The 18,681-nt window shown below is 43.1% G+C and carries 16 protein-coding genes; 6 read left to right on the forward strand and 10 right to left on the reverse strand.

Going from position 1 to position 18,681, the window contains the following annotated elements:
• Nucleotide 1: 1 nt before the first annotated feature.
• The 6 genes from ruvA to H1R16_RS05490 all read right to left on the reverse strand — a co-directional run bounded on the left by ruvA (nucleotide 2) and on the right by H1R16_RS05490 (nucleotide 5,419).
• Nucleotides 2-586 carry a Holliday junction branch migration protein RuvA gene (ruvA, locus tag H1R16_RS05465; RefSeq protein ID WP_181887926.1) on the reverse strand — a complete coding sequence of 195 codons (585 nt, stop codon included), beginning with the start codon at nucleotides 584-586 and terminating at the stop codon, nucleotides 2-4.
• Between the two features lie 101 nt (nucleotides 587-687).
• Entirely contained in the window at nucleotides 688-996 is a 309-nt protein-coding gene (locus H1R16_RS05470; RefSeq protein ID WP_181887927.1) for a hypothetical protein, read from the reverse strand.
• A 13-nt stretch (nucleotides 997-1,009) separates the two neighbouring features.
• Entirely contained in the window at nucleotides 1,010-1,921 is a 912-nt protein-coding gene (locus H1R16_RS05475) for a hypothetical protein (RefSeq protein ID WP_181887928.1), read from the reverse strand.
• A 2-nt stretch (nucleotides 1,922-1,923) separates the two neighbouring features.
• Nucleotides 1,924-4,209 carry an NADP-dependent malic enzyme gene (locus H1R16_RS05480; protein WP_181887929.1) on the reverse strand — a complete coding sequence of 762 codons (2,286 nt, stop codon included), beginning with the start codon at nucleotides 4,207-4,209 and terminating at the stop codon, nucleotides 1,924-1,926.
• Nucleotides 4,210-4,230: 21 nt separating this feature from the next.
• Nucleotides 4,231-5,094 carry a BadF/BadG/BcrA/BcrD ATPase family protein gene (locus tag H1R16_RS05485; RefSeq protein WP_181887930.1) on the reverse strand — a complete coding sequence of 288 codons (864 nt, stop codon included), beginning with the start codon at nucleotides 5,092-5,094 and terminating at the stop codon, nucleotides 4,231-4,233.
• A gap of 82 nt (nucleotides 5,095-5,176) precedes the next feature.
• Complete coding sequence (locus H1R16_RS05490; protein ID WP_181887931.1) at nucleotides 5,177-5,419, reverse strand: hypothetical protein; 243 nt, start codon at nucleotides 5,417-5,419, stop codon at nucleotides 5,177-5,179.
• 211 nt (nucleotides 5,420-5,630) lie between these two features.
• Between H1R16_RS05490 and H1R16_RS05495 the strand changes: the two genes are divergently transcribed.
• Genes H1R16_RS05495 through H1R16_RS05510 form a run of 4 tightly spaced genes read left to right on the forward strand, consistent with a single transcriptional unit; the run spans nucleotide 5,631 to nucleotide 9,718 of the window.
• A complete protein-coding gene (locus H1R16_RS05495) occupies nucleotides 5,631-6,089 on the forward strand; it encodes a GtrA family protein (protein WP_181887996.1) in 459 nt (152 codons plus the stop codon).
• 31 nt (nucleotides 6,090-6,120) lie between these two features.
• A complete protein-coding gene (locus tag H1R16_RS05500) occupies nucleotides 6,121-6,852 on the forward strand; it encodes a lysophospholipid acyltransferase family protein (RefSeq protein WP_181887932.1) in 732 nt (243 codons plus the stop codon).
• Nucleotides 6,853-6,885: 33 nt separating this feature from the next.
• Entirely contained in the window at nucleotides 6,886-8,655 is a 1,770-nt protein-coding gene (locus tag H1R16_RS05505; RefSeq protein ID WP_181887933.1) for an MFS transporter, read from the forward strand.
• Nucleotides 8,627-9,718, forward strand: coding sequence for a DUF3810 domain-containing protein (locus tag H1R16_RS05510; RefSeq protein ID WP_187350478.1), 1,092 nt, complete (start codon nucleotides 8,627-8,629; stop codon nucleotides 9,716-9,718). The genes H1R16_RS05505 and H1R16_RS05510 overlap by 29 nt, the downstream gene beginning before the upstream one ends.
• 389 nt (nucleotides 9,719-10,107) lie before the next feature.
• Here the strand turns inward: H1R16_RS05510 and H1R16_RS05515 are convergent, their stop codons facing one another.
• Genes H1R16_RS05515 through truA form a run of 4 tightly spaced genes read right to left on the reverse strand, consistent with a single transcriptional unit; the run spans nucleotide 10,108 to nucleotide 13,175 of the window.
• Complete coding sequence (locus tag H1R16_RS05515) at nucleotides 10,108-10,335, reverse strand: hypothetical protein (protein WP_181887934.1); 228 nt, start codon at nucleotides 10,333-10,335, stop codon at nucleotides 10,108-10,110.
• Nucleotides 10,325-12,088 (reverse strand): ABC transporter ATP-binding protein, encoded by a 1,764-nt coding sequence (locus H1R16_RS05520; protein ID WP_181887935.1) that lies wholly within the window; start codon nucleotides 12,086-12,088, stop codon nucleotides 10,325-10,327. The genes H1R16_RS05515 and H1R16_RS05520 overlap by 11 nt, the downstream gene beginning before the upstream one ends.
• 1 nt (nucleotide 12,089) lies before the next feature.
• A complete protein-coding gene (locus H1R16_RS05525) occupies nucleotides 12,090-12,431 on the reverse strand; it encodes a hypothetical protein (RefSeq protein ID WP_181887936.1) in 342 nt (113 codons plus the stop codon).
• Nucleotides 12,432-13,175 carry a tRNA pseudouridine(38-40) synthase TruA gene (truA, locus tag H1R16_RS05530; protein WP_181887998.1) on the reverse strand — a complete coding sequence of 248 codons (744 nt, stop codon included), beginning with the start codon at nucleotides 13,173-13,175 and terminating at the stop codon, nucleotides 12,432-12,434.
• Nucleotides 13,176-13,280: 105 nt separating this feature from the next.
• Between truA and lpxK the strand changes: the two genes are divergently transcribed.
• Both lpxK and rpoB read left to right on the forward strand, forming a co-directional pair.
• On the forward strand, nucleotides 13,281-14,306 hold the full coding sequence (gene lpxK, locus H1R16_RS05535; RefSeq protein ID WP_181887937.1) for a tetraacyldisaccharide 4'-kinase: 1,026 nt from the start codon (nucleotides 13,281-13,283) through the stop codon (nucleotides 14,304-14,306).
• A 448-nt stretch (nucleotides 14,307-14,754) separates the two neighbouring features.
• A complete protein-coding gene (gene rpoB / locus H1R16_RS05540) occupies nucleotides 14,755-18,591 on the forward strand; it encodes a DNA-directed RNA polymerase subunit beta (RefSeq protein WP_181887938.1) in 3,837 nt (1,278 codons plus the stop codon).
• Nucleotides 18,592-18,681 lie beyond the last annotated feature (90 nt).

An 18,681-nucleotide genomic window follows, 5' to 3' on the forward strand; every position in this document is an offset into this window, starting at 1 on the left:
ATTAAATGTTTTTTAAAATTTGTTTTACCAAATCTTCCACGGAAAGGTCGGGACTCTGTTTAAGCATGCGGTCTGCAATTTTTTCACTCATCTTCTTTGGTATGCCTAATACCTCCAATGCAGATAACGACTCGTCCTTCACTTTATTATCCACAAATGTAGAAATATTTTCTCCCGAAACGTTGAATTTTAAGACCTTATCCCTAAGGTCTACGATGATCCGTTCGGCTGTTTTCGCTCCGATTCCTTTCACTTTCTGGAGCAGCCCGCTGTTTCCGCTTTGAATTCCGTTCGCAATTTCTTCCAGGCTGAGCGAAGAAAGCATGATAAGTGCAGAAGCAGGTCCTACACCGGTGACAGAGATGAGCAGGTTAAAAAGTTCTTTTTCTTCTTTGGTATAAAAGCCGAAAAGCAGATGAGCATCCTCACGGATAATCTGCTGGATATAGAGAAAGGTTTCAGTACCCTGAGACATTCGGTGGGAGGTCTGGAGGCTTATGCCGGTATAGTAACCAACGCCACCAACATCCAGTACGGCATAGGTGGGTGTAAGTTCCTGTACCAAACCTTTTAAGGAGTAAATCATGTTATTAATTGAAGTACCCAAATATAGGAAAATGGCTGTAAAGAAAAAATGCAGCCGGAGAGGCTGCTTTTGGTCACTTTTCAGTTCCTGAAACGCATCATTCAGCGGTCAGTTTGCAGAAAAAAGGTTAGAAACAAAAGACCTGCAGCTACAACGGCAGTACTAATGCCGCCCACCAGTGCCCATCTGTATTTTGCAATCCTCTCCCTCCGTCTTATTGTAAAGTACAGCACCCACAATGCATATAAAAAGTTCACGCCGCCTAACATGATCAGCAATGTGAAAGGTATTCCTATTTCTAATCTTTTGTCGGCGCCATACAGAATATAAATTACGAGTGTTGCAAATCCCGAAGTGTCAGCGTGTTTTTTCAGTGCTGAGACCTGCGCATGTTCCATTTTATATCTCATTTCTTATATTGGTTTAATAGTAGGTAATTTTCCTTTCTTCCACACCAATCAGATTTCCTGCTTTATCCTTTTTTTCTTTCTTAGTCCAGTTTTTCTGCCGGTCGTATGTGTATACAAAATTACTCACCTCCGCTCCCGAACGGCTGCTGAATTGAATTTCGCTGCTAATATCGCCCTGCTGATTATACTTATACTCAGTACCACCTGCATCTAAAGAAGTTCCGGACTGATAAGACTTCTTTGTCAAATTTCTTCCGGAGTATTCAAATTCCTGAATAGCGGTAATCTGTTCGTTCCTGCTTACCTGAATCTTTAGAAGCTGTTTGGCCGCATTGTATGTATATATAAATTCCTCCCTTTTATTTGTGGCACTTCCGCCATAAGACATACGTACTGCATGAACAGGAGATGATTCTTTGGCCGGAAAAATCTCATATAATGAACTTAGCTTTCCAAAGTTATTATAATCTGAAACAGATATTTTACCATCTGCATACTGATATTCGGTTCTGGTCATTTTGGCAGAATCAATGGGCACATCCACCAATCCTACAAATTTCTTTTCAGAAACTAATTGGTCTTCAGAATTATACAGGGATACCAGTCTGTTTAAATACTGTTTTACAATCAGTTTCCTGTTCTCGAATACGTTGACTGAATTTACAGTCTGTTTACTTAACAAAAAGCCTTTGTCACTATAAATGCTGGTAACTGTTTGCTGCAAAACGTGTAAAGGATTTTGCGGATCGTTATTATCAGGCTTGTATGATTTTACTTCTAACGCCTTAACCCTGCCCTTCACGTTTTCAAGCTGCCAACCATTTTTCTTTAACAATAAATTTTCTGCATTTATCTGTTGCGAAGATGCTGCAATACCCAGAAGAAGGCCTGCGGTTACTAAAACCCTGGATACTGATTTGCTCATCGTCATTTGGCCTCTCTTCTCTGTGCATCAAGCACCGCAATGGTAGCAAGATTCACAATCTCGTCCACACTCGCGCGCATCTGAAGTACATGCACCGGCTGCTTCAGTCCCATCAGTATCGGCCCTACCACCTGAGCCACCTTCATTCCGCGGATGATTTTATAAGCAATATTCGCACTTTCCAGATTAGGGAACACGAAGGTATTGGCGGGTGTACTTCCCAGTTTGGAGAAAGGATAATCGGCCAGATGATCTGCATTCATCGCAAAATCCGGCTGAATTTCACCATCAACAATCATCTTCGGATATTTTTCATGCAGAATGGAGACTGCCTTGGCTACTTTACGGGAGGTTTCCGAGATGGAGGCAAAGTTTTCGTACGCCAGCATTGCGATCCTGGGTTCTATAGCGAAAGATTTAACGGTCTTTTCCGACATCCTGGCGATATTTACCAGATCTTCTGCACTTGGATTGGCCTGCACCGATGTATCTGCGAAGAAAATCGGTTTCTTGCCGGACAGGATCATCATCATCGAAGCGATCTTCTCTACACCGTTCTCCTTTTCAATGACCTTGAGCACAGGTCTCAGGACAGATGTATAGTTTTTGGAAAAGCCGACAATAAGAGCATCAGTATCGTTATGCTTCAGCATAAGCGGACCGAAATAGTCGCGCTGCCTAACATATCTCTTCGCTTTATATTCGTTCATTCCTTTACGCTGACGTAATTTCCAAAGTGTTTCACGGTACTTAATACGGTTTTCCTTCTGGTCGTCATCTATAGGATCCACAATCGGCACATCGATGTTAATCCCATAAATCTCCATCTGTTTCTTAATAAATTTTTTGTCGCCAAGCAGAATCGGATGTGCAATACCTTCTTCATAAAGAATCTGTGCAGCTTTCAGAACATTATATTCTTCAGCATTGCCCAGGGTTACCCTTTTCGGATTGGACCTTGCACGCGTCTGCATCATCCGGATCAGCTTCTCGTCGCGGCCCATACGGTCCAGCAGACCGGTCTCGTAATCTTCGAAACTCTCAATTGGTTTGCCTGCCACACCACTTTCCATAGCCGCTTTAGCCACGGCGATTGACACGGTCGTAATCAATCGATTATCAAAAGGCTTGGGTATAAAATATGATCTTCCGAAACTCAGGTTACGCGAGTTATAAGCCAGCATTACAGCCTCCGGAACCGGCTCCTTAGCAAGTGCGGCAATCGCTAGTACGGCTGCCAGTTTCATTGCTTCATTAATAGTTGATGCCTGCACATCCAGCGCACCCCGGAAAATATATGGGAAACCAAGAACATTGTTCACCTGGTTAGGATAGTCACTTCGGCCGGTAGCCATAATGACATCAGGACGGGTTTGCATCGCGAGGTCGTAATCGATTTCCGGTGTGGGGTTGGCCAAACCGAAAACAATAGGATTTACAGCCATGCTGTTCAGCATCGCCGGTGTCATTACATCACCTTTGGAAAGTCCGATAAAGACATCGGCACCCACCAGGGCTTCTTCCAGCGTACGAAGGCTGGTATTTGCTATAAAATCGATCTTTTCCGGTGTAAGGTTTTCCCTTTCCTGATGGATAACACCTTTACTGTCGCACATCAGGACATTTTCTTTCTTCAGACCCAGCTCCAGATACAGTTTGGTACAGGCAATGGCTGCGGCACCTGCGCCGTTCACCACCATCTTAACCTCAGCAATATCCTTCCCTGCAATTTCGAGCGCATTGATAAGTGCAGCGGCAGAGATAATGGCCGTTCCGTGCTGGTCGTCATGCATCAATGGAATATCCAGCTCATCCTTAAGACGCTGTTCAATATAAAATGCTTCCGGAGCCTTGATATCTTCAAGGTTAATACCGCCAAATGTAGGAGCGATACCTTTAACAATATCTATGAACTTATCCGGATCTTTTTCATTTATCTCAATATCAAAGACGTTGATATCCGCAAATATCTTAAAGAGAAGACCTTTACCCTCCATAACCGGTTTGGATGCTTCCGCGCCAATATCTCCCAAGCCCAGAACGGCTGTTCCATTTGAAATTACTGCTACAAGGTTGCCTTTTCCGGTATAATCGTAAACGGCCTGAGGATTCTTTTCAATCTCCAGACAGGGAATTGCCACTCCCGGGGAGTAGGCCAGTGATAAATCGCGCGCAGAGGAATGCGGCTTGGAAGGTATAACTTCAATCTTTCCTTTTGGTTCTGCTTTATGGTAATCCAGGGCTGCCTGGTTAAAGTTTTTTTCGTCTCTGTTTGTTTTACTTGACATTCTTAAGATTTTAACAATATATTAATGAAGTTGTGGAAGGAGGTATTTTTTATGGTACTCCACCAAACTTTCTATAGGTTTCTGAACTACGGTTCCCACTTTGAGGTTTAGCTCTGCAGCAGCTGCGCGCAGAATATCCTCATAATAATAGGCTATGGAACCTATAAAATTAATTTCGGCACTGTTCGCTTCCTCATAAGGCAGAACCTGATAATCGAGAAAGTTTTTCATTTCGTCAAAAACCATGTTCTGAAAATATGGATGTGATTTGTTCTCTACCACGAATTTGTTGAATTCCGCCAGGTAAGCATTGGCGCGCGGACTGTGATACATATGTTTCAGCGCCACCTCGATCGTAAGCTGGTAACGCTCCAGAAACTTAATATGAAGGTCGTGGGGAAGCTTTTTCATAAAAAATCTTCTGAGCAGGTGCTTTCCCATTGCACTTCCACTACCCTCATCTCCAATCAGAAAGCCCAGTGATGGTAATTCCCTACGCACCGAAGTACCGTCAAAATAACATGAATTGGAGCCGGTTCCCAGAATGCAGACTATTGCCGGCCTGCCATTATAGGCCGCGTACGCAGCAGCGGTCAGATCCTCCTTTACAAGTATTTCCGCGTTGCGGAAAACCTTCTGAAGTTCTTTGTCCACAACAGCGGCATTTTCGGCTACCCCACAACCCGAACCATAGAAAAAAACCTTCTGCATACTGTCTTTAACAGTGAGAAGGTTTTGATTTCTCTCAATCTCCTGAACAATAAGTTCGGGACTGATCATATTCGGATTAAAGCCCGTGGTTTCGGTTTTCAGGAATAGGTTTCCAAATTTATCCAATACAACCCAGTCGCATTTGGTAGAACCGCCATCAACTATAGCTATCATATTTCATCATTTAGGAAAACGAAGCGCTAAAATAGGAATAAATTTATGATGTAGCAGTATGATGGATTCCGGACCTCGTACTTCAACCCGCACGTTCCACAAGCCAGGACTTTATTTCATCTTCCAGGAAGGTGGTCTGGATCTTAAATGAATTTATGAAATCATCCGGAATACTTGTGCCTTCGGTGGTCTCCAGTTTCCAGAGTTCTTCAGAAAGAACTTCATATTCATCATACACTCTTTTGAAACGCGGATTCGTTTTCTCAAGGACAGCTATCCTATCCTTCTGACTCTGGAATTTTCTGTATGGACTATTTTTTTTCATTGCAGTCAATCTTAGTTAGTGATTTATCAGCGAAACGGTAGCGCTGCAGTTTGCTAAAACTCTACTATCAACACATTGATAATAAAATAATTATGAACGCAGCCCGCCTTATGAAAAATTAAAGTTAGAAAGAATAGCAACGCAAAAAAATAGTTTAACACAATTTTAAAACATTTAACATTATTAGTAAATTTGTACTTTTCGAAACATGATGAAGCAACTGCTGTTGAAACAAAAACAGGTATTATCATTTATTATTGCAGGTGGTGCAAGTGCAGTTGTGGAGATTGGAAGTTTCAAACTTTTCAGTATTTCCCTGCCCCAAATACTTTCCTGGGAACAGAATATCTTTGGAATTCACTACCCGCTGAGCAATGTACTTTCCACAACCTGCGGTATCTTCTTCAACTACTTCCTGAGCATCTGGTTCGTTTTTGAACGCGGCAAACATTCCAAAAAGCGGGAGTTCGCCTATTTTATGTTTGTTTCGTTTTTCTCCACCATCCTGAGCTTAACGGTGTTCCAGATTTTCTACTACTTTGTATTCCGCGATAACCTTCATCTTGGCTTTTACACACTGAGTCCCATTATGATCAGCAAGATTGCGGCAATCGGTTTGGTTTCAGTTATAAATTATTCGGTAAAAAAAAGGGTGATCTTCAACGGATAAAATTCCTATTTTTGGCCCTTTACGCAATCATATGACCCGTATCCTGAACTATATCTGGCGCGGCTGGTTTATCCTGCTTGCCTTCGTCCTTATCGTACTTTTCTGTATTCCCGTTCTACTGCTCTCCATCCGCGAGAAGGATTTTAAATATGCGTATGTGTTCATGTGGCTTTTCTGCGTCACGGTTTTTTTTGGAATGGGCTTCCGGTACAGTCTTATCAGAAAGACAAAAGAAAAACTGGACAAAGACCGAAATTATATATTCATCGCCAACCATACTTCTACTATTGATATTATGCTGATGACGGTGCTGCACCGCCAGCATCCGGTCTGTTTTATTGGGAAAGCTGAACTTGCCAAAATCCCAATTTTCGGGATCCTATATAAGCGTATTGCCATCCTGGTAGACAGGAAAAGTCCTAAAAGCCGCGCTGATGTGTACCGCCGCGCCGCCGAAAAGATGCGCCACGGGCAGAACATCGTTATTTTTCCTGAAGGCGGTGTGGCCGAAGACCCGAAGATTATCCTGGACGAATTTAAAGACGGTGCATTTATCCTCTCTACGAAACATGACTTCCCAATCGCTGTTTACACCTTTGCAGGGCTTAGGGAAATGTTCCCGTTCGACAATGGAAAAGGACATCCCGGTAAGGTGTCGGTATACCTCAACAAGATTCTGGAGCCAACTACAGTAAACGAAATGAAATCAGGATGCTTCCGCGAAATCAAAAGTACCCTTGAGCAGCATTATTCAAGACAATAATAATTTATATTTGTTAAAAGAAACCACTACTATATGTCTTCAAAAAACCAACCCACCAATTATCCCGCGCTGTACACCCTGATTCTGGTGTTCTTTTTCTGGGGATTTATCGCTGCCGGAAACAGCATCTTCATACCTTTCTGTAAAAATTACTTCTCGCTGGATCAGTTTCAGTCACAGCTTATTGATTTTGCATTTTACACAGCCTATTTCCTGGGCGCGCTGGTACTGTTTATAGGCAGCACGTTGAAGGGATTTGACATTATCGGTCGGTGGGGATTCAAGAACAGCATCGTGTATGGTCTTCTGCTCTCGGCTGTGGGTGCCGCTATCATGATTTTTGCAGTGAAGAGCAATGTTTATTATGGTATGCTCATCGGACTTTTTGTGGTGGCACTTGGGTTTTCCATTCAGCAAACCGCGGCCAATCCTTTTGCAATTTTATTGGGCGACCCTAAAACAGGTGCCAGTCGGCAAAACCTGGCGGGCGGAATTAATTCCTTCGGTACTTCCATAGGTCCTATTATCGTAGGCCTGGCACTTTTCGGAACTACTGCCACAGTGGATGATGACCAGATTAAACACCTCGCACTGGACAAGGTGATCCTGCTGTACACAGCAGTAGGCGCACTATTCCTGATTGCAGCCGGAATATTTTACTTCTCGAAAAAACTTCCTGCAGGAATCATTAACGAACCTATGGAGAAAGCAGGCAAAGCAAGGACGAACCTCATCATCATGACTTTGCTGGTGATCATCTGTTTTATCCCCGTTTTTGCCAGCTACAATTCAGATTCGGCCAAAAGGATTGAAGTACTCAATACCGAAATTGCTGCTATGACCAACAGTATCACCACCGAGCCTTCCGGCACAGACCGCAATGATCTGGCAAATGAAATAGCTGCAAAGACTGCAGAAATGGAGACCATAAAACATCCGCTGGAAAGAACAAGGATGATTTACCTGACAGGCGCCTTACTTGCAGTGGTTCTTTGTCTTGTGTTCGCAAACGTAAGATCTAAGGCAAAACCCGAAGGTTGGGGCGCCATGAAGTACCCACAGCTTGTGCTGGGCATGCTGGGAATCCTGGCGTATGTGGGTGTGGAAGTAGCGATAGGAAGTAATTTAGGCGAACTTTTGAGCCTTCCGGAATTCGGCGGCCACCAGTCTTCGGATCTGGCACCTTATATTTCAATGTACTGGGGAAGTTTAATGATCGGAAGATGGACTGGCGCCATAAGCGTATTCAACTTAAGCAAGCAGCAGCAGATTGCCGCTACGATCGTGGTTCCGCTGATCGCCTTTCTGGTGATAATCGGCATTAACACCATTGCTGAAAAGGACATGTCGCACCTCTATTATTATGTGATCTGTGTTTTCATCCAAATCGTTCTGTTCCTTCTTACCAAGAACAAACCGGCACTTACGCTTATTATTTTTGGCGTATTCGGTATTACTGCAATGGTCATTGGCTTACTGACTACCGGAAACATTGCTATCTATGCGTTCCTTTCCGGCGGACTGGCCTGCAGCATTATGTGGCCATCCATTTTTGCTCTGGCGATTACAGGACTTGGAAAATATACCGCGCAGGGTTCCGCCTTCCTTGTTATGATGATCCTGGGTGGCGGAATCATTCCGCCGCTGCAAGGTAAACTGTCGGATATTATCGGCATTCACAGTTCCTATATTATACCCGTTTTATGTTTCGTGTACATCACCGTTTTTGCCTATCTGGCCAAAAAAGCGCTGCAAAAACAGGGTATAGATGTTGATGATCTGGAAACCGAACGTGCACACTGAAAATCTAAAGTCATATTATAAAAGAAGGTTTTGGGCAGGTATTTTACTTGCCCAAGCTGTTCTGTTTTACCTCCTTTCACTATCAGACAGGGCGGTTTCCGTTTTTGAGAGTTTTTTTGCTTGGCAGAAACAATATCATCAGCTCTTCTTTTCAGGTCCTGATTTCTCTGTGGGAGACATTTTATATATTGTCCTTGTAATAGTGTTTGGGATCATCATTTTGGGTGTGAGCCAAAAAAGCAAGAGGAGGCGTTCCCAACTGTTACTGCTTTTACTGCTTAACATCCTTTACTTCACTTATAATATCTGGTGGGGCATGCTGTATTTTCAAAAACCAATAAGTGACCGATTACCTGAAGTGGAAGTTACAGATGAAAAACTAAAAAGTTTTGCCAGACACTATCTAGACCTTTGCCGCGAAAGCAGAGAACAAGTTATGGAGGACCAGAATGGTGTTTTTAAAGTCTATGACCTGATGAAACTTCAGCAGCAGATTACAGAAGTTCAGAATGACGGTCTGTTCTATAATAATAAGGAGAACAGAACCTCAGTCTCATCATTTAAACCGAGTCTCTACAGCCGTATTATCAGTTATACCGGAATTCAGGGGTATTATAACCCGTTCACGGCAGAGGCTCAGTATAATCCGGAGCTGCCTTCTACCTACCTGCCATTTACCCTGGCACACGAGCATGCGCATCAGTTGGGATTTGCCCGCGAGCAGGAGGCCAACTTTATTGCATTTCTAACAGGCAAAAACTCCAGTGATGCCGACCTTAAATACAGCACCCAATATTTTGTTCTGAAATCTTTACTGAATGCCCTGGCAGAATCTGACCCGGGGTTTGTTAAAGAAACACTTCGAAATTATTCGCCGGCAATGCAGCGCGACCGTACGGCAGAACTGTCGTTCAGAAAAAAGCATGAGGGGTGGCTGGAGGAATTCTTTGGAATAACCAATGATCTGTTTCTGAAATCGAACCGTCAGGAGGGTGCGGTAACCTATTCGTATTTCGTAAATCTGCTCGTGCGTTTTGAAACAGCAAACCGCACAAAATCCTAAAAAAAGAACCGCTTCTTGCGAAGCGGTTCAAAAAACACAAATGATGAAAAAAAATTTATTGCCTCTTCGGAGAACAAGCCTCCTGAAAGCCCTGTAAAAGTATAACTATTTGGCCAACCCACCAACTATTTATTGATTGATTTTTCCTTTTGTTTAACAGTTGACTATCTATCAATCAATTACCTTTCGGGAAAATTTTGACCCAGCGCGTCAATAGTGTTTAATTTATGGCATACGTTCTCAAACTTCCTAAATAGGATAAAGATATCCTATAAAAATAAACATGAAAAAAAAGCTGAGCAGATGCAATTTTGTTTTTTATTTCAAATGAGAACAGGATTTACAGAATTGAGTTTCAACTGCACGGGCAAATCTGGGTTTGTTTATAATCAGAGGATTTCCCTGCTGTATGCCTCCCTGAACTGCTGCAAAAGTTCGTCCAGTTTTTGGCGGTGAATGTATACGCTTTTTACCTCATCATAGCGTGGCGAGCGATACTGGATTTCATGAAAATCCATGCTGCCATTGCCTACTTTTACGATGTTCAGAACTTCAATATTCAGTTTCTTAAGTTCATGTTTAAACTCCTGGAACTCGTCAAAAATACTATTGTTCATCTTCTGATTTCTCTGATTCTTCCACTTCATGCTTCAGCTGCGATTTGTACAGTGTGGCATAATAACCGTTCTGCCGCAGCAAATCCATATGTTTACCTTCTTCTACAATCCTTCCACCATCCATCACAATGATCTTATCGGCCTTTTCAATAGTAGAAAGCCGGTGCGCAATGATAATGGAAGTCCGGTTTTTGGTAATTTTCTCAGTAGCCCGCTGAATAAGTTTTTCGCTTTCGTGGTCTATAGAAGAGGTAGCTTCGTCCAGAATCAGGATTTTCGGGTCTGAAAGATAGGCCCGTACAAAAGATAACAGCTGGCGCTGGCCCAGCGAGATGGATGAGCCGCGTTCGCTTACTACATATTCATAACCACCCGGCAGGCTTTCAATAAAGTCGTGCACACCTACTTCCTCAGCTACCTTCCGGATCTGTTCCATTGTGATGGTACCGTCACCAAAGGTAAGGTTCTCGAAAATGCTGCCATGGAACAGGAAAACATCCTGCAGAACCACGCCCACATGGCTCCGCAGGTTATAGAGTTCGTATTCCTTCAGATCAACATCATCCAGCAGAATCTTGCCGGAATTAATATCGTAGAGCCGGGTGATCAGACTGATAATAGTAGATTTACCCGCGCCCGTCGCACCTACGATCGCAACGGTCTCGCCGGGACTCACTTTAAAACTGATTCCTTTCAGTACTTCCTGTTTATCGTCATAGGAAAAATGGACATTCTGGAATTCTATGCGTCCGTCAAAATGATCTTTGGTGACTTTACCGTCATTAGGCAAGGCATCATCTTCATCCATAATTCCCAAAACTCTTTCGGCACCTACAATCCCACGCTGGATATTATTGAAACGGTCCGCAATCTGCCGCAGCGGCCGGATAAGCATTGAAATGAACTGTATAAACGCGATTACTTTACCAGCTGTAATGGTTACATAACCGCCATAAAAAAGAATGAACCCAATAAACAGTGAAGATATAAGCTCGACAACAGGAAAAAAAAGGGAAAATATAAATACGGTCCGGAGGAGCGCGGCTTTTAAAGTAATGTTGATTTCGTCGAATTTCTTAAACTCGGCTTCCTGACGGTTAAAAACCTGAACAAGCGTCATACCGCTGAGTCTTTCCTGCACAAAGGAATTCTGATTAGATGTCCAGGTACGTTCGTCGCTGAAGGCTTTTCTTAATCTTTTCTGAAAGAATCTGGTGATAAGCACCATTAAAGGCAATATAGCCAGGGAAATATAACTCAGGTTTACATCCACCTGAAACATCATGAACAGTACAAATACAATCCGGAGAATATCTCCAAAAACCATAAGGAAACCGTCTGTATATACAGTGGAAATGGTTTCAACATCGCCTACGGCGCGCGTTACAAGCTGCCCGATGGGCGTCCTGTCGAAAAAGGCAGTACGAAAGTAAATCAGCTTTTCATAAAGTCTCTCGCGAATGTCACGAATGACATTCTGGGAAATGAAATTTGAGAAATAGACAAGGAAGAAATTCAGAATTGATTCGCCAAAAACCAGTGCGATCAGGATGTAGATATGCTTCATCATCTGCTCGCGGTCGCCCAGAGCAATTATGTCGGTATCTACGATCTGCATTGTAAGATAAGGCCGGTAAGTTGAAATTACCGACAGGATTACGGAGATGATCAGCGTCAGGATAAACCACGACCGAAACTTCATGCCGATCCGGAACAGCCGCTGTATAATTTGCCACGTGGTTTGTTTCTTCATTTTAATATACCTCAGACTTTCCTATCTCGCTTATTTCGGACAAAGGTGCTTCCCTTTCTTTTTTAAACTTTTTCTCCAACAGCATATAGATACCGTAAACGGCTCCGATGGAAATCACCCAACCTACAAAATCCACCAAAGAATAACTCGTGAAGGAATTTTCATAAATGGTGTCAGGGTCAGTAATAGCCGTGTATAGTCCGTAAACAAAAGCAATGACGAACTGTGTTCCTATATAAACACCAATGCCCAGCAAGCCATAATGCCATTTCACTTTTTTAAATCTACCAGCCAATGAGGCATAGTAACGGTAGGCAGCGAAAATGATCAAAATTCCAAGCATTTATTGATTAATTAAGTTATATCCTACCTCTACAAGGTAAAGTCCCTGTGGCGGCGCGGATGTTCCGGCCAAATTACGGTTTTTCCCTTCAATAATAGTGCGGAGCTGCTTGGGTTCAATTTTACCTGCGCCAATTTCTACCATAGTTCCTACGATGGCGCGGACCATATTCCTTAAAAAACGGTCTGCTGAAACTGTGAATTTAAGGCCGGAAGCAGTTTGCTCCCAAAATGCCTTATAAATTTTGCAGTTGTTAGTCCTGTTGTCGGTATGCAGTTTGGCAAAACTTGTAAAATCTTCGTATTCAAAAAGGAATTTACAGGCCTCATTCATTTTTACAATGTCAAGTTTGCGTCGCCATAGCTGCCAGGCAGAATCCTGGGTGAAAGGATCTTTTTCGCAAGTAATGTAATATTCATAAGTCCTGTGGGTAGCACTGAATCGGGCATGAAGATCATCTGCAACCGGGAAAATCCTTTTAATTCCAATATCAGGCGGCAGAAAACTGTTGAGTCTGTATGCAAAGTCCTCTGGGATTTTCCTTTCCGTATCGAAGTGTGCAAACATCTGTCTGGCATGCACTCCGGTATCGGTACGGCCGGCGCCCGTGCTCTTTATTGGTTCACGTAACATGGTAGTCAGCGCCTTTTCGAGTTCCTGCTGGACCGAAATTTCATTTGGCTGGACCTGGTAACCGAAATAGTTTTTACCGTGGTAGGCAAACTCAATAAAATACCTCAAAATCTAAAATTACGCTGCAAAAATATAGAAATCATTCCAAATGAGATTGAATAAAAGTCATGGGTAAATTAGTTAAAGAACTCTTAAAATTGTCTATTTTTGCGCGGTATGAAAAGATGGTACCTCTACCCTTTTTCCCTGCTTTATCACCTTGGTACGGGAATCCGCAATACCTTATATAACATAGGCCTCAAAAAGTCTACACGCTTCCGCACCCCAATCATCAACGTTGGCAACCTGTCGGTAGGTGGCAGCGGCAAGTCACCAATGGTAATGTATCTGGCCGATCTGCTGTCCAAAAACTACCGTACCGGAGTTTTGTCCCGCGGTTACGGACGGGTGACCAAAGGCTACGCCATCGTGAATTACGAGAGCAACTACAAAATTGTAGGCGACGAGGCCATGCAGCTTTTCGAGAGGTTCAGGAACCGCTTTGTAATCGGTGTTTCGGAAGAGCGGGTTCCGGGTGCAAAAAAAATCATTGAGGATATGGACCTGGAAGTTCTGGTGCTGGACGATGCGTACCAGCACCGGGCGATAAAAGCCGGCTTTAATATTCTGATGACGGATTATAACGATCCTTATTTTAAAGATCATATCCTGCCTGCAGGTGACCTTCGGGAAAGCCGCAGCGGCGCCTCAAGAGCACAGATCATCGTCGTTTCCAAGTGTCCGGCTGAACTTACTGACGAGAAAAGGCAGTATTTTATTTCCAGAATCCGCCCGCAACATTACCAGAAAGTATTTTTTTCGTCTATTTCCTATGATGAACATGTATTTTCACTGGATAAGTCGATTCCTGATAACAATCTGGCTTATTATGATGTTCTCCTGATCACAGGAATTGCCAATCCGAAACCGCTTACAGAGCACCTGGCAAAATTTTCGCAGCGCGTAAAACACCTGAAGTTTAAAGACCATCATGATTTTTCGGAAGAGGACATCAAAAAGATTATGACGGAGTATAAAAAACTGGGAGAATACCGCCTGATCCTGACTACTGAAAAAGATTTCGTGCGGCTGAAGACTTTCGATGTGCTGAGGGATCTGGTCTTTTACTGGCCCATCAACGTGAATATAGACAAGCGCGAAGACTTCAATCAGGCAGTTTTGAATTACGTAAGGAACAACTAAATGTGAGAAAGGGAAAAGGTAGTCTATCCGGTAATCTTTTCAGCAGATAAAAGTTGGCGCCCGATAAAACATTCACAATATTTTTAACGCTCTAAAGGTTTGTACATTAGATAATTAAATCGTACATTTGCACTCCCTTTTGAAGTTATCCGTTGTTCCAAAAGCCTTAAAAACATATCCAGACTTTTCTCTTTCACCTGTGGTGATGGAGGATTTCGGCGTTTTAAGTCTTTTGAGATTTCGGATCTCCAATTAAGGAAAGTAAAAAATATTTTGCACTACTCCGTGAAAAGATATACCGGTGTTGCAATTAGTAAGAGCCAGGAACCGACCGGGAGCCAGTAATTGTAACGGATAACTTACCCCCCCGCTTCTCTTGCCAAACTTACTAAATATTTTTTGTGAACAACAAAATATTTTTTAACCCAACACTTTTTTTTATTACTTTATGAGTAAATCTAAAGCTACAAAAAACGCTGCGGAATTAGCTGTTAAGGAAAGGATTAACTTTTCTACAGCAAAGGGCCGTGTGGCAGCACCTGATTTCCTGGATGTACAGATTACTTCCTTCAAGGATTTCTTCCAGCTGGACACGCTTCCTGAATCCCGAGTGAGTGAAGGTCTGTACAAGACTTTTCAGGAAAATTTCCCGATTACCGATTCCCGCAACCAGTTCGTACTGGAATTCCTGGACTATCTGGTAGATTCGCCACGTTATTCAATTGACGAATGTGTGGAAAGAGGTCTTACCTATTCTGTTCCATTGAAGGCGAGACTAAAACTTTACTGTACCGACCCTGAACACGAAGATTTCCAAACGGTTATCCAGGATGTTTATTTAGGACCTGTACCTTATATGACACCGTCCGGTTCCTTTATCATTAACGGTGCCGAGCGTGTAATTGTAACTCAGCTTCACCGTTCGCCGGGTGTGTTCTTCGGACAGACCTACCACGCCAACGGTACTAAACTTTACTATTCCAGAATTATCCCTTTCAAAGGATCATGGATGGAATTTACTACGGATATCAACAACGTAATGTATGCGTATATTGACCGTAAGAAAAAATTACCATTAACAACGCTTCTTAGAGCGATCGGTTTCGAATCTGATAAAGACATCCTTCAAATCTTTGACCTTGCTGAAGAGGTAAAAGTTTCCAAAGCCGCACTTAAGAAAGTGGAGGGACGTACACTGGCCGCAAGAGTACTGAATACCTGGTTTGAAGATTTCGTAGATGAGGACACCGGTGAGGTAGTTTCTATCGAAAGAAACGAGATTATCCTGGACAGGGAAACTGTTCTTGAAAAAGAGCATATCGATATGATCCTGGAAGCAGGTGTAAAATCGATCCTGATCCACAAGGAAAACTCCAACGAGTTCTCCATTATCCAGAATACCCTTCAGAAAGACCCTACCAACTCCGAAAAGGAGGCCGTAGAATACATCTACCGTCAACTGCGTAATGCAGATCCACCAGATGAGGAAACTGCAAGAGGTATTATTGAGAAACTGTTCTTCTCTGAGCAGAGATATTCATTAGGTGAAGTAGGACGTTACAGACTGAACAAGAAATTGGGTCTTAACATTCCTGATACAACTGAAGTTCTTACAAAAGAGGACATCATTGCTATCGTAAGACACCTTATTGAGCTTGTAAACTCCAAGGCGGAGGTTGATGATATTGACCACCTTTCCAACAGAAGGATTAAAACCGTAGGCGAGCAGCTTGCAGGACAGTTCGGTGTGGGTCTTTCCCGTATCGCAAGAACAATCCGCGAGAGAATGAACGTTAGAGATAACGAAATATTTACGCCTATTGACCTTGTAAACGCGAAAACGTTAACATCAGTTATCAACTCCTTCTTCGGTACCAACCAGCTTTCACAGTTCATGGACCAAACCAACCCACTATCTGAAATCACGCACAAGCGTAGACTTTCAGCCCTGGGACCTGGTGGACTTTCCAGAGAACGTGCGGGTTTCGAGGTTCGTGACGTTCACCATACGCACTATGGCCGTATCTGTCCGATTGAAACTCCTGAAGGACCAAACATCGGTCTGATCTCTTCTTTGGGTATTTATGCCAAGATCAACAATTTAGGATTCATCGAAACTCCATACAGAAAAGTAGAAGGCGGAAGGGTAAACCTCAAGTCCGAACCTATCTATCTGAATGCGGAAGACGAAGAGAACAAAGTTATTGCACAGGCAAACGTTGAACTAAGCGACGACGGTACTTTTGAAACTGACAGAATCATTGCCCGTCTGGACGGTGACTATCCTGTAGTGGAAGGTAACCAGGTAGACCTTATTGATGTTGCACCTAACCAGATTTCTGGTATTTCGGCGTCACTTATTCCATTCCTGGAGCATGATGATGCGAACCGTGCGCTGATGGGATCCAACATGATGCGTCAGGCAGTTCCTCTGTTGAAGCCTGAAGCACCGGTTGTAGGTACTGGTCTGGAGAAGCAGGTTGCTAAAGATTCCCGTATCCTGATCAATGCAGAAGGAAACGGTGTTGTTGAGTATGTAGATGCTGACAGAATCGTTATTAACTATGAAAGAAGTGAAGATGAAGATATTGTAAGCTTCGACTCTTCAGTTAAGACTTATAAACTGACTAAGTTCAGAAAGACCAACCAAAGTACGACCATCACTTTGAGACCTAACGTAAGAGTAGGCGAAAGAGTGGAAAAAGGACAGGTACTTTGCGATGGTTACGCTACTGAGAATGGCGAGCTTGCACTTGGACGTAACCTTACTGTTGCATTTATGCCATGGAAAGGATACAACTTTGAAGATGCGATCGTTATCAACGAGAAAATCGTTCGTGAAGACTGGTTTACTTCTATCCACGTAGATGAATATTCACTGGAAGTCCGTGATACCAAACTGGGTATGGAAGAACTTACAGCAGATATCCCTAACGTTTCCGAAGAGGCTACAAAAGACCTGGACGAAAACGGTATGATCCGGATCGGTGCTGAAGTGAAGCCTGGCGACATTATGATCGGTAAGATTACGCCAAAGGGTGAATCCGACCCAACACCTGAAGAAAAATTACTTAGAGCAATCTTTGGTGATAAAGCGGGTGATGTGAAAGATGCTTCCCTTAAAGCTGACTCTTCTCTTAGAGGTGTTGTAATCAACAAGAAGCTTTTCTCCAGAAACATCAAGGATAAGAAGAAAAGAGCTGAAGAAAAACTGAAGCTTGAGGAAATCGAAAACAGCTACAAAGCGAAGTTTGATGACCTTAGAAATACACTTATCGAAAAACTGGGCTCACTGGTAAACGGTAAGACTTCTCAGGGAGTAAATAACGATCTGGAAGAAGAAGTTATCGGAAAAGGCGTTAAGTTCACCCACAAACTTCTTACTTCCATTGAAGATTATGTGAACATCAGTGGTGCAGGCTGGACAGTTGATGATGAGAAAAATGACCTTATCCGCAAACTGATCCATAACTATAAGATCAAGTTCAACGACATCGCCGGTATCAAGAACCGTGAGAAATTTGCAGTTTCCATTGGTGATGAACTTCCTGCAGGTATCATGAAACTTGCTAAAGTTTATATTGCCAAAAAGCGTAAGCTTAATGTTGGTGATAAGATGGCAGGTCGTCACGGTAACAAAGGTATTGTATCCAGAATCGTTCGCGAGGAGGACATGCCGTTCCTGGAAGACGGAACACCTGTGGACATCGTACTGAACCCACTTGGGGTACCTTCACGTATGAACATTGGTCAGATCTATGAAACTGTACTTGGATGGGCCGGTCAGAAACTGGGGCTTAAGTTTGCCACACCAATCTTCGACGGCGCTTCACTGGATCAGATTACAGAGTATACAGAGCAGGCTAACCTTCCTAAATACGGCAGTACTTACCTGTATGACGGTGGTACCGGCGAGAGATTCTCCCAACCGGCTACAGTAGGTATCATTTACATGCTGAAACTGGGTCACATGGTAGACGACAAGATGCACGCACGTTCAATCGGACCTTACTCACTTATTACGCAGCAGCCATTAGGTGGTAAAGCGCAGTTTGGTGGACAGAGATTCGGTGAGATGGAGGTTTGGGCTCTTGAAGCATTCGGTGCATCCAATATCCTTAGGGAAATCCTTACTGTGAAGTCGGATGACGTAATTGGTAGAGCAAAAACATATGAAGCCATCGCCAAAGGTGAGGCTATGCCTGAACCGGGAATTCCTGAATCATTCAACGTATTGCTGCATGAATTACAGGGTCTGGGTCTGGATGTAAGACTAGAAGAATAGACAAGAGACGTACAGACAGGAGACCTGTTTTTTACCATTAAACAGTCTCTGATCTCAAATCTTTTAATCTTTAAATCTAAACAATAAAAA

The sequence above is a fragment of the Marnyiella aurantia genome (assembly GCF_014041915.1).
In the GTDB taxonomy this organism is placed as follows: Bacteria; Bacteroidota; Bacteroidia; order Flavobacteriales; family Weeksellaceae; genus Marnyiella; species Marnyiella aurantia.

Bases quoted from the DNA above. Each gene is read 5' to 3' on its own strand.
- H1R16_RS05485 (WP_181887930.1), bottom strand. From the start codon at position 5,094: ATGATAGCTATAGTTGATGGCGGTTCTACCAAATGCGACTGGGTTGTA.
- H1R16_RS05520 (WP_181887935.1), bottom strand. From the start codon at position 12,088: ATGAAGAAACAAACCACGTGGCAAATTATACAGCGGCTGTTCCGGATC.
- ruvA (WP_181887926.1), bottom strand. From the start codon at position 586: ATGATTTACTCCTTAAAAGGTTTGGTACAGGAACTTACACCCACCTAT.
- H1R16_RS05475 (WP_181887928.1), bottom strand. From the start codon at position 1,921: ATGAGCAAATCAGTATCCAGGGTTTTAGTAACCGCAGGCCTTCTTCTG.
- H1R16_RS05505 (WP_181887933.1), top strand. From the start codon at position 6,886: ATGTCTTCAAAAAACCAACCCACCAATTATCCCGCGCTGTACACCCTG.
- H1R16_RS05510 (WP_187350478.1), top strand. From the start codon at position 8,627: ATGATCTGGAAACCGAACGTGCACACTGAAAATCTAAAGTCATATTAT.
- H1R16_RS05490 (WP_181887931.1), bottom strand. From the start codon at position 5,419: ATGAAAAAAAATAGTCCATACAGAAAATTCCAGAGTCAGAAGGATAGG.
- lpxK (WP_181887937.1), top strand. From the start codon at position 13,281: ATGAAAAGATGGTACCTCTACCCTTTTTCCCTGCTTTATCACCTTGGT.
- H1R16_RS05495 (WP_181887996.1), top strand. From the start codon at position 5,631: ATGAAGCAACTGCTGTTGAAACAAAAACAGGTATTATCATTTATTATT.
- H1R16_RS05515 (WP_181887934.1), bottom strand. From the start codon at position 10,335: ATGAACAATAGTATTTTTGACGAGTTCCAGGAGTTTAAACATGAACTT.
- H1R16_RS05480 (WP_181887929.1), bottom strand. From the start codon at position 4,209: ATGTCAAGTAAAACAAACAGAGACGAAAAAAACTTTAACCAGGCAGCC.
- rpoB (WP_181887938.1), top strand. From the start codon at position 14,755: ATGAGTAAATCTAAAGCTACAAAAAACGCTGCGGAATTAGCTGTTAAG.
- H1R16_RS05525 (WP_181887936.1), bottom strand. From the start codon at position 12,431: ATGCTTGGAATTTTGATCATTTTCGCTGCCTACCGTTACTATGCCTCA.
- H1R16_RS05500 (WP_181887932.1), top strand. From the start codon at position 6,121: ATGACCCGTATCCTGAACTATATCTGGCGCGGCTGGTTTATCCTGCTT.
- H1R16_RS05470 (WP_181887927.1), bottom strand. From the start codon at position 996: ATGAGATATAAAATGGAACATGCGCAGGTCTCAGCACTGAAAAAACAC.